Raw genomic sequence first — 10953 nt, forward strand, 5'->3', positions numbered from 1 at the left:
GTCGCGACCTTCGAGGGGCACCGTGGTGCGGGTACCCGGACGGCCTCCCCCTCTGTCATCTCAACCTGAGAGCTTCACCGGGCCGCCTGGGGCGAACCGGCTTTCACCGTCGGTGAGGAGGGGCTTCGGCGCTGTACCGGTGCGTGGCCCGCCCTGCTTTCCAGAGTGACCTCGTCCGTGCGGTACGTGTGCCTGAGAGATTCCGGGGAGGATTTGCTCCTTCGGCGCCTCCGACGAAGCCTTCGGAGGACTCTCCCGCACGGGGTCTGCAGCCGCCTGCCAGCCTACCAGCGCGATCTGCGGCGGATCCCTCAAGTGGCCAGCTGGCGAAATGTGGCTTTTCGTAGGTCTCGGGCAGTAGTTGCGATCTCTCGGGACCCCTTGGAGGACCTCTTGCAGACCGACATCGATCCACGCGGACTCATCGGCCGCAAGGCGTTCGACCGCAACGGCACGAAGATCGGCACGGTCGACGAGGTGTACCTCGACGACGCCACCGGGGAGCCCGAGTGGGCCGCCGTGCGCACCGGCCTGTTCAGCCGGGACGCGTTCGTGCCGCTGGAGCCGAGCGACCTCGTCGCGGACACGCTGCGCGTCCCGTACGACCGGGCGCTGATCAAGGACGCGCCGGACTTCGGCGTCGGCCGCCACCTCTCCCCGGAGCAGGAGCTCCAGCTGTACCACCACTACGGACTGGACGCCTCCGCCCCGGGCAGGGCCCCCGCGCCCGTCGCGGACTCCCCCGCTCCGGCGGGCCCGGACGCCTCCCCGGCCCCGGATTTCGGCCGGATCTCGGGCCCTGACGGCTGACCGCCGGCGGGCCGCACCAGCGGGAGCGGCTCCCCCGGTACGAGCGCGGGGTCGTCGACGGCGAAGGTCCGCACCCGGCCCGGCGGGGACCAGGGCGTCTCGAACCGCACGGTGACCCGCCCGACCCCGCTGCCCTGCACCCAGCCGTCCCCGAACTCGGCGTGGCGTACGTCCAGGCCGGGCAGCCAGCGGCGCGGCGGGGCCGCCGCCTGCTCCTCCCCGCCCGTCCCGCCCTCGGCGGCCTCCGGCGCCCCGGCCGCCTCGGCGGTCCGGGCGGCCTCTTCCCGCTCCTCCCGCTCCTGCTCCGAGCGCGCGGTGGCGGCCTGGGCGAACAGGTCCTCCTGGGTGTAGTCGGCGAGCCCGGTGACGCCCACGCCCAGCAGCCGCACGCCCGCCGTGGTGTCCACGCCCTCCAGCAGCCGCCCGGCCGCCTCCCGGACGACCCCCGGATCGTCGGTGGGCCCGCGCAGCGTCTCGGAGCGGGTCAGCGTCGAGAAGTCGTAGCGCCGCACCTTGATCACCACGGTCCGGCCGGACCGCCCGGCGGCCCGCAGCCGCTGGACGCAGCGCTCGGCGAGGCGCATGAGCTCCAGCTGCACCCGGGTCCGGTCGGTCACGTCCTCCTGGAAGGTGTCCTCCACCGACACGGACTTCGCGTCCCGCTCGGCGACGACCGGCCGGTCGTCGTGGCCGGTGGCCAGCGCGTACAGCCCCGCGCCGTGCGCCCTGCCCAGCAGCCGCACCAGCTCCGCCTCCCCGGCCTCGGCGGTCTCGGCGACCGTGCCGATCCCGGCCCGGCGCAGCGTCTCGGCCGTCGCCGGCCCGACGCCGGGGATCGTCCGCACCGGCATGGGCCCCAGCAGCTCCAGCTCCGTCCCCGGCTCGATCAGGACCAGCCCGTCCGGCTTGGCCGCCTCGGACGCGATCTTGGCGAGCATCTTGGACCCCGCCAGCCCCACCGACCCGCTGAGCCCCGTCGCCGCCTGGATGTCGCGCCGCAGCCGCTCGCCCACGGCCCGTATGTCCGCCGAGCCGGCCGCGGGCGGCAGCGCGTCCCCCGCTTCCAGGTCCACGAACGCCTCGTCGAGGCTGAGCGGCTCCACGAGCGGCGACAGCTCGCCGAGCAGCCCCATGACCCGTTCACTCACTTGGCGGTACAGCGTGAACCGAGGCGTCAGGTAGGCGGCATTGGGGCACAGCCGGCGCGCCTGGGCCGTCGCCATCGCCGAGTGCACCCCGAAGACCCGCGCCTCGTACGAGGCCGTGGACACCACCCCGCGCGGCCCGATGCCGCCGACCACGACCGGCTTCCCGCGCAGGCTGGGCTTGGCCGCCTGCTCCGCCGCGGCGAAGAAGGCGTCCATGTCCAGATGCAGGATCGTCGGTGAACCTCTCACACCAACAGATGCTGCCTCACACCACTGACAATGGCCCCGCCGCACGGGCGGACGGCGCCGCGCGGCGGCCCGCAGCGGCCCGGCGGCGTCAGCCCGCGCGGTTGCGGCGGCGCGCCAGCTCGTCGGCGGGGTTGTGGCCGACGAGGGTCTCCCCGGTGTCCACGCGCTCGCCGTGCAGCTGCGCGAGCGCCTTCTCCACATCCCGCCAGACCACGCCCACGGCGATCCCGAAGACCCCCTGCCCGCCCTGGAGCAGGTCGACGACCTCGTCGGGCGACGTGCACTCGTACACCGTCGCCCCGTCGCTCATCAGCGTCATCTGCCCGAGGTCGCCGATGCCGCGCGAGCGCAGGTGCTGCACGGCGGCCCGGATGTTCTGCAGCGACACGCCCGTGTCCAGCAGCCGCTTGACGATCTTCAGCACGACGACGTCGCGGAAGCTGTAGAGCCGCTGGCCGCCCGGTCCGTACGCGGAGCGCACGGACGGCTCCACCAGCCCCGTACGCGCCCAGTAGTCCAGCTGCCGGTAGGTGATGCCCGCCGCCGCGCACGCGGTCGGCCCGCGGTACCCGATGGTCTCCGGCGCCGGCTCGGGTGACACCGAGAGCGCCGCCGGATGTCCGGGCAACGGTTCGACCGTTCCCCCATGAAGCGGATACGGACCGCCCGCCGCCGTGCCGTCGCCGGTGCTTCTCACGCCGACCCTCCGTCCTTGACCTGCCGTCTCGACGGTAGGCAGTCACTCGGGGTGCGTCAACGATCGCCACACTCGGCACGCCGAGTGATAATCACCCTAAGAGTGGTTTCGCGTATCCGCCCCTGGGGAATGGCTAGCCGAATGCCCTGCGGCGGCCCGGTCGGCGGCTCACTGGCTGTTGGTGCCGAAGTCCTCCGGCGAGATCTGGTCGAGGAACTCGCGGAACTTCTCCACCTCGTCCTCCTGCTCGTCCGGGATCGCGATGCCGGCGTCGTCCAGCACGCCGTCACTGCCGTAGATCGGCGTCCCGGTGCGCAGCGCCAGCGCTATGGCGTCGGACGGCCTGGCGCTGACCTCCACCCCGCTCGCGAAGACCAGCTCGGCGTAGAACACGCCCTCGCGCAGGTCCGTGATGCGGACCTCCGTCAGCTGCTGGCCGACCGCCTCCAGCACGTCCTTGAAAAGGTCGTGGGTCAGCGGCCTGGCAGGCGCCATGCCCTGCTGGGCGAAGGCAATGGCGGTCGCCTCCCCCGGGCCGATCCAAATGGGGAGGTAGCGGTCGCCTCCCACTTCCCGCAGGAGCACGATCGGCTGGTTGGAGGGCATTTCCACCCGGACACCCACGACATCGAGCTCGTTCACACAGCAACCCTAGGACGTGCCCGGCGGGTTTGGGTAGTCGGGCACCCGCCGGTCGGTGTGGTCACGCCCGCAGCGCGGCCGCTACGAGCGCCGCGTGCAGCCGTACGGACAGTGCGGCCAGCTCCCGCGCGGTGGCCTCCGCATGGGCTCTGGTCTGCGGATTACGGTGTCGGCGCAACGGCGCGACCACCTGTTCGACCAGCCCGGCCTCGCGTACGGCAGCGGCCTTCATGGCCCGCAAATGCCTCGGCTCCAGTCCGAACCGGCCCAGGTCCGCGACGAGCTTGGCGACCGTCACGGCCTCGACGTCGTAGCCGCCGCCGGAATTCGGCTCGATCAGGCCGTACGACTCCCACTCGTCCAGCTCACGCTCGGTGACCCCGGTGGCCCCGAGGAGCTCCTCACGGCCCACCTGGACGGCCGTGGGGCCCTCCGCGGCCGTCTCCGCGGCGCCGTCCAGCAGATCCCTCGGCTGTCCGGGCGCGGGCAGCGGCAGCTGCTCCCCCCGGGCCAGCGCGTCGAGGTACTCCCGGATAACCCGCAGCGGAAGGTAGTGGTCGCGCTGCAGGCGCAGCACGCACCCCAGCCGCTCCACGTCCTCCTGGCTGAACTTGCGGTACCCGGACGGCGTGCGCTGCGGCTCGACGAGCCCCTCCGCCTCCAAGAAACGGATCTTGGAGACGGTGACCTCGGGAAACTCGTCGCGCAGCAGGGTGAGCACCGTGCCGATGCTCACCAATTGGCCGTCCGCGGTGGCGGTGCCGCCCTCGGCGCCTCCCGCCGGTGTCTGACGCATAGCTCTTCCCTGGCGGGTCAGATGCCCTGCTGGCTCGCGTAGAAGACCAGCCGGTACTTGCCGATCTGCACCTCGTCGCCGTTGGCCAGCGCGGTCGACTCGATCCGCTCCCGGTTGACGTACGTGCCGTTGAGGCTGCCGACGTCCGAGACGGTGAAGCCGCCGTCCACCTCGCGCCGGAACTCCACGTGCCGCCGCGAGACGGTGACGTCGTCGAGGAAGATGTCGCCCTGCGGGTGACGGCCGGCCGTGGTCAGGTCGCCGTCGAGCAGGAAGCGGCTGCCCGAGTTCGGACCGCGGCGGACCACCAGCAGCGCCGAGCCCCTGGGCAGCGCGTCGACGGCGGCCTGTGCCTCCGGGGAGAGCGACGGGGTGGGCGTCTGGCCCGTGGCCTCCGAGTCGTACGCCTCGAGACCGGAGATGGAGATGGTCGAAGTCGTCTCCGAAGCCCGCTCGGACGACGCGCCACCGCGCAGCGGCGCACCGCAGTTGGAGCAGAACCGGCTGGACTCCGCGTTGCGGTTGCCGCACCTCGTGCACACCAAGGCTGTCCCTCCACCCGCAGTTGAGGTCGACGGTCCCTGGGAACCTATGCGGCCGGGCGCGCCCTGGCCACCCGGAGCGTCGCCGCCCGGACCTCCCAGCTGATCCCGGAACAGCGGGCGCTCTTCCTGCGCCTCGGTGCCTTCCACCGGCCGCTGCGCCCGGTGGCGGGCGTTGCCGCCCTCCTGGCGCGAGCTCTTGCCGAACAACTTCGCAAACAACTTCACGGGCGATTCCCCTTGACCGAAACAGACCCGCCCGTGGGGCAGGACAAACCCTCGATGCACACACCATCCGACCCGGACATCTTTACAACGTCCGTGGTCAACAGACAGTTTCCACCACGCACCCCCCTCTTGGTGCGCCGACCCCCCGCAACGTAGTGCCCCGGGTGCGGAACCCGCGGGCCTGTGCTCCTCACTGCGATGACGACCGAGCGTAGTCAGGCTGCTCAGCGGACCGCAAGGCGTCCACGACGATCTTCTCAGAACGGGTGACGGACGCGGTGGCCTGCTCCTTCTGCAGAGTCTGCACCACCCCGCCCGGAATGTTGAGGGCCGGTTCCAGATCCTGCGGCTTGCCGATCACCTTGAACCGGTAGGGAGGCGACACTTTCTGATGGTCGATCGTCACCCTGCCGCCCGAGTCCGAGAAGTAGGTGTCGGCGGCCACGCGCACCCCGTTGATCTGGATCGCCTCCGCGCCGGCCGCCCTCAACTCCTGGATGGCGTCGAGGAGCATGTCCGACTGTACGGCCTTCTTGGGGTCGCTCACAGTGAGCTCGATGCCGGGGCCACGCGCCTTCACGGTGCCCGCGAGCACGCCGAGCTGCCGCTCCTTCTGGGCGGTCTGCTTACGGGCCTCGGCGGCCTGGTTGGAGCTGTTCTCCAGCTCGGTGCGCTGGTTCTCCAGGCCCCGCTTCTCGTCCTCCAGCCGCTGGGTGCGGTTGTCGAGCTCGTCCAGGATCCGTACGAGGTCCTCCTGGCGGGCGCCGCGCAGATTGCTGTTGTCGCTGGTCGACCGGACCTGGATGGCGAGCCCCAGCCCGAGCACCCCCAGCAGCAGGGCGACGATCAGCTGGGCCCGCGTGACCCGCGGCGGCCAGAGTCCGGCCCGCAGCCGCTGACGACCCGTCATGGCCGGCGTGGGGGCCGCCTCTTCCCCACCGGGCCGTACCGGCCCCTGAGGTCCTGGGGATTCACCCGGCTGTCCGGGCGTGTCGTCGGCGCTCATCGGCCTCACGCCCGGAAGACGTGCCGGCGGATCGCGGCCGCGTTGGAGAAGATCCGGATGCCGAGCACGACCACGACGCCCGTGGACAGCTGCGCCCCGACGCCGAGCTTGTCACCGAGGAAGACGATCAGCGCGGCCACCACGACGTTGGACAGGAACGACACGACGAAGACCTTGTCGTCGAAGATCCCGTCCAGCATCGCCCGGAGGCCGCCGAAGACCGCGTCCAACGCCGCGACCACGGCGATCGGCAGGTAGGGCTCGACCACAGTCGGCACGACGGGCCGGACCACGAGTCCGACCACGACTCCCACGACGAGGCCCAATACGGCGATCACGATGTGCCCTTCCCTGTGTCGGTGCCGCTCTTGTCGGCGCCACCGGCTTGCGGTTGTGCGGTACGTACTATCAAGCTCGTCGCGGCCGGCAGCCGCACCTCGTCCTCGGCGGAGATGGACGCGCGGACCCCGTAGTCCTTCTCCAGCACGTGCAGATAGACGCCTCCGGAGCTGTCCTGGAAGCCGCTGCGCAGCCGCTTCCCGTCCCCCACCGCGAGCACGGTGTACGGCGGTACGAGCGGCTTGTTGTCGACCAGTATGGCGTCACCGGCTGCCCGGATGGCGGACAGCGCCGTGAGCCGCTGCCCGTTGACGGCGATGGCCTCCGCGCCCGCCTGCCAGAGGCCGTTCACGACGCGCTGCATATCACGGTCGCGGACCCGGCCCCTGTCGGAGAAGCTATTGCTCTGGCGCGGACCGCCGCCCCCCTGGCCGGCCTCCTTGGCGTCGTCGATGACCAGCTTGACGCCCGGACCGTGGACGGCGGTACCGCCCGCGAGGAGCGACACCGTCTCGGCCTTGTCGCCGCCGTACTTCTTCAGGGCGTCCCGCTGAGTGGCCTCGACCTTGTCGCGCAGCTCGTCGACATTCGACTTCAGCTTGTCCGCGTCCGACGTCTCCCGCTGGATGCGGTCGATGAGCTGCTCCCGCTCCTTCGCCAGCGTCGGAGCCGATATCCGCGCCTGCGCGGCCCCCACGGTGACCACGACCGCGGCCAGTACGAGCCCGGCGGCCAGCCCCAACTTCGCGCGGAGCGTGCGCGGCAGGCCGCCCTGACCGTCCGCACGGCGCCGCGCCGCGGCCTCGGCATAGCCGTCGTCCAGGCTGTGGTCCATGACGTTGGTCAGCAGCGACATGGAGGCATCGGGCCGCTTGGGCGGCGATGCGCTGCTCCGGGAGGGGGGCTGCTGCGACATGCCGCACATCGTCGCACGTCGGTGGCGTCGTCTCCCAACGGCCCCACCGGCGTGCCGGTCCGGGGCGGCGGCAGGCCGACGGGGGACGGCGCCACCGCGCCGCGGCGTCAGCGTCCGGCGCTGTCCACGATCGCCGACCACTCGTCGAGCAGCTCCTGGGCCGAGGCGTCGTCGGGTCCTTCGGCCCACAGGTGGGTGACCGCCTCCGCCGGGTCGGGCAGCACCATCACCCAGCGTCCGTCGGCCTCCACGACCCGCACCCCGTCCGTGGTGTCCACGGACCGGTCCCCGGCCGCCTCCACCACATGGCGCATCACGAGCCCCTTGACGGCCCAGGGGGTCGCCAGGTCGCGGCGGAGCACATGCGCCCGCGGAATGCGCGCGTCGATCTGACTGAGCGTGAGCTGCGTACGCGCCACCAGCCCGAGCAGCCGCGCGAACGCCGCCGTACCGTCGAAGACGCTGCTGAACTCCGGGATGATGAAGCCGCCGCGGCTGTCACCGCCGAAGATCGTCGAGTCCGCGCGGCCGACCCGGGTGAGATCGCCCGGCGAGGTCGTCGTCCACTCCACCTGCGTGCCGTGGTACGCGGCCACCTGCTCGGCGATGCGCGTGGTGGTGACCGGCAGGGCCACCCGGCCGCTGCGCCGCTCGGCGGCGACCAGGTCGAGCATCACCAGCAGCGCCCGGTCGTCCTCGATGATGCGGCCGCGCTCGTCGACCAGCGACAGCCGCTCGCCCACCGGGTCGAACCGCACACCGAACGCCGCGCGCGCCGACGCCACGATCTCCCCGAGCCGCACCAGCCCGGAACGGCGGTCGTCCGCGGTCTCCGTGGGCCGCGACTCGTCGAGGCCGGGGTTGATGGTGAACGCGTCGACGCCCAGCCGGCCGAGCAGGCTGGGCAGCACGAGGCCCGCGCTGCCGTTGGAGGCGTCCACGACGACCTTGAGCCCGGCCTCGGCGACGCCGGAGGAGTCCACGGCCCGCAGCAGCGAACCGGTGTAGGAGTCGAAGACGCTCGACGGGAAGCGCAGGTCGCCGATCTCGCCGGGGAACGCCCGCCGGTACTCCTGGCGCGCGTACACCCGGTCCAGTTTGCGCTGGCCGCCGGCGGAGAGGTCCGAGCCGCGCTCGTCGAAGAACATGATGTCGACGGAGTCGGGAACCCCCGGTGTCGTACGCACCATGATGCCGCCGGCGCTGCCCCGCGCGGTCTGCTGGCGGGCGACCGGCAGCGGTACGTTCTCCAGGTCCCGTACGTCTATGGCGCTGGCCTGAAGGGCAGAGATCACGGCCCGTTTCAGCGCACGGGCGCCGCGCGAGTGGTCACGCGCGGTGGTGACCGCCGAGCCCTTCTTGAGCGTGGTCGCGTACGCGCCGGCCAGCCGCACCGCGAGCTCCGGGGTGATCTCCACGTTGAGGATGCCCGATACGCCGCGCGCCCCGAAGAGATGCGCCTGCCCTCGGGACTCCCAGATGACCGAGGTATTGACGAACGCGCCCGCCTCGATGGTCTTGAACGGGTAGACGCGGACATTGCCCTGGATGATGGATTCCTCGCCCACCAGGCATTCGTCCCCGATGACCGCGCCGTCCTCGATCCGCGCGGCCCGCATGATGTCGGTGTTCTTGCCGATCACGCAGCCGCGCAGATTGCTCTGCTGCCCGATGTAGACGTTGTCGTGGACGACGCTCTTGTGCAGGAAGGCGCCGCTCTTGACGACGACGTTGGAGCCGATCACGGTGTGCTCGCGCATTTCGACGTCCGCTTCGACCTTCGCGTAGTCGCCGATATACAGCGGCCCGCGGAGGACGGCGTCCGGATGGACGTCCGCGCCTTCGGCCACCCATACGCCCGGGGAGATCTCGAAGCCGTCGATCTCGACGTCGACCTTGCCCTCGAGGACGTCGGCCTGCGCCTTGACGTAGCTCTCGTGGGTGCCGACGTCCTCCCAGTAGCCCTCGGCGACATAGCCGTAGATCGGCTTGCCCTCCTTCATGAGCTGAGGGAAGACGTCGCCGGACCAGTCGACGGGCACATCGGCCTCGACGTAGTCGAAGACCTCCGGCTCCATCACGTAGATGCCGGTGTTGACGGTGTCGGAGAAGACCTGGCCCCAGGTCGGCTTCTCCAGGAAGCGCTCGACCTTGCCCTCTTCGTCGACGATGGTGATGCCGAATTCCAGCGGGTTGGGCACTCGGGTCAGGCAGACCGTGACGAGCGCGCCCTTCTCCTTGTGGAATTCGATCAGATCGGTGAGGTCGAAGTCGGTGAGGGCGTCCCCGGAGATGACCAGAAAGGCATCGTCCTTGAGCGCCTCCTCCGCGTTCTTCACGCTCCCTGCGGTGCCGAGTGGCTTTTCCTCGTTCGCGTAGGTGAGCTCCATACCGAGTTCCTCACCGTCACCGAAGTAGTTCTTGACGAGGGAGGCGAGGAACTGGACTGTCACCACGGTCTCGCTGAGACCGTGCCGCTTGAGCAGGCGCAGCACGTGCTCCATGATGGGCCGGTTGGCCACCGGCAGGAGCGGCTTGGGCATGCTTGAGGTCATGGGGCGAAGACGAGTGCCTTCGCCGCCGGCCATCACGACGGCCTTCATGTCGGAAGCGTCCTCCTTGAAGAGACGACGGTTTTCGCCGACTTCACCCGCCTGCATTCGCCCGAATGGCCCATAAATAGCGCTTACAGGCATCCGGCCTCGACGAGGCCAATGACCAGGGTCAAGCTCAGTCGGCCGCGGTGTCCGCCTTCACGAGCCGGCGGACCTGAACCACGTAGAGGATCCCTGCCCACCAGTACAGCGTTGTACCCCATCCGGCGAACGCCCATCCGAAAATAGCAGCGAGTGAGTGCAGCCAGGTAGTTCCCTCGCCGAGAAGAAGCAACGGAAAGGCATACATGAGGTTGAAGGTCGCGGCCTTGCCGAGGAAGTTCACCTGGGGCGGCGGATAGCCGTGGCGCCGCAGGATCCACACCATGACCAGGAGCATCAGCTCACGGGCCACGAGGGCGCCGGTCAGCCAGTAAGGGAGAATTTCCCGCCAGGTCAGGCCGACCAGCGTGGACAGGATGTAAAGCCGGTCGGCGGCGGGGTCGAGAAGCCGGCCGAGGCTGCTGATCTGGTTCCAGCGCCGGGCGAGCTTCCCGTCGAGATAGTCGCTCACACCGCTCAGAGCCAGCACGATCAGTGCCCAGATGTCGCAGTTCGGCCCCCCGAATACAGGCCAGAGGATCAGCCACAGGAAGACGGGTACACCGACCAGGCGCGCCATGCTGAGGATGTTCGGGATGGTGAGCACGCGATCGGTCTGAACGCGCGTCTCCTGGACCTCCACCCGGGGGCCTCCTGTGGGAACGTGCCAACGTTGCCTCCCGACCTTACCCGCAGTCATCACGGGAGCGAACAGCGGGGTCGGACAGAACGGGCACGACAAGCTTGAGCAACTACTGCAAAACACCCTCAGAACGCAAAAATGCCGGCGTCCCAGACCAATAAATGGTCCGGGACACCGGCTAAAAATTGTTCGGCGGCGTCCTACTCTCCCACAGGGTCCCCCCTGCAGTACCATCGGCGCT

At 70.4% G+C, this 10953-nt stretch carries 10 protein-coding genes, 1 pseudogene and 1 riboswitch; of the genes and pseudogenes, 1 reads left to right on the forward strand and 10 read right to left on the reverse strand.

What is annotated here, in order from left to right; all coding sequences use genetic code 11:
• Positions 1-170 precede the first annotated feature (170 nt).
• Positions 171-268, reverse strand: a riboswitch (glycine riboswitch).
• Between the two features lie 125 nt (positions 269-393).
• Positions 394-810, forward strand: coding sequence for a PRC-barrel domain-containing protein (locus AB0I49_RS14210; RefSeq protein ID WP_363227218.1), 417 nt, complete (start codon positions 394-396; stop codon positions 808-810).
• 11 nt (positions 811-821) lie between these two features.
• Here AB0I49_RS14210 and AB0I49_RS14215 read toward each other — a convergent pair.
• The 10 genes and pseudogenes from AB0I49_RS14215 to AB0I49_RS14260 form a co-directional block, all read right to left on the reverse strand.
• Positions 822-2207, reverse strand: a pseudogene (locus AB0I49_RS14215) (DNA polymerase IV); the annotation flags it as partial.
• An 88-nt stretch (positions 2208-2295) separates the two neighbouring features.
• On the reverse strand, positions 2296-2904 hold the full coding sequence (locus tag AB0I49_RS14220) for a MerR family transcriptional regulator (RefSeq protein ID WP_363227219.1): 609 nt from the start codon (positions 2902-2904) through the stop codon (positions 2296-2298).
• Positions 2905-3072: 168 nt separating this feature from the next.
• A complete protein-coding gene (locus AB0I49_RS14225) occupies positions 3073-3546 on the reverse strand; it encodes a bifunctional nuclease family protein (RefSeq protein WP_030874883.1) in 474 nt (157 codons plus the stop codon).
• 61 nt (positions 3547-3607) lie between these two features.
• Positions 3608-4342: a MerR family transcriptional regulator gene (locus tag AB0I49_RS14230; protein WP_363227220.1), complete on the reverse strand. Its 735-nt coding sequence runs from the start codon at positions 4340-4342 to the stop codon at positions 3608-3610.
• A gap of 17 nt (positions 4343-4359) precedes the next feature.
• Complete coding sequence (locus AB0I49_RS14235; protein ID WP_363227235.1) at positions 4360-5220, reverse strand: FHA domain-containing protein; 861 nt, start codon at positions 5218-5220, stop codon at positions 4360-4362.
• 82 nt (positions 5221-5302) lie between these two features.
• The gene (locus AB0I49_RS14240; protein ID WP_363227221.1) at positions 5303-6118 is read right to left on the reverse strand and encodes a DUF881 domain-containing protein; all 816 of its coding nucleotides are present in this window, start codon (positions 6116-6118) and stop codon (positions 5303-5305) included.
• Between the two features lie 5 nt (positions 6119-6123).
• Positions 6124-6456, reverse strand: a complete 333-nt coding sequence (locus tag AB0I49_RS14245) for a small basic family protein (RefSeq protein ID WP_030364457.1) — start codon at positions 6454-6456, stop codon at positions 6124-6126.
• Positions 6453-7382, reverse strand: a complete 930-nt coding sequence (locus tag AB0I49_RS14250; protein ID WP_363227222.1) for a DUF881 domain-containing protein — start codon at positions 7380-7382, stop codon at positions 6453-6455. Before AB0I49_RS14250 ends, AB0I49_RS14245 begins: the two co-directional genes overlap by 4 nt.
• Positions 7383-7480: 98 nt before the next feature.
• Entirely contained in the window at positions 7481-9976 is a 2496-nt protein-coding gene (locus tag AB0I49_RS14255; RefSeq protein ID WP_363227223.1) for a mannose-1-phosphate guanyltransferase, read from the reverse strand.
• Between the two features lie 127 nt (positions 9977-10103).
• On the reverse strand, positions 10104-10712 hold the full coding sequence (locus AB0I49_RS14260; RefSeq protein WP_363227224.1) for a CDP-alcohol phosphatidyltransferase family protein: 609 nt from the start codon (positions 10710-10712) through the stop codon (positions 10104-10106).
• Positions 10713-10953 lie beyond the last annotated feature (241 nt).

Source organism: Streptomyces sp. NPDC050617, assembly GCF_040654795.1.
In the GTDB taxonomy this organism is placed as follows: Bacteria; Actinomycetota; Actinomycetes; order Streptomycetales; family Streptomycetaceae; genus Streptomyces.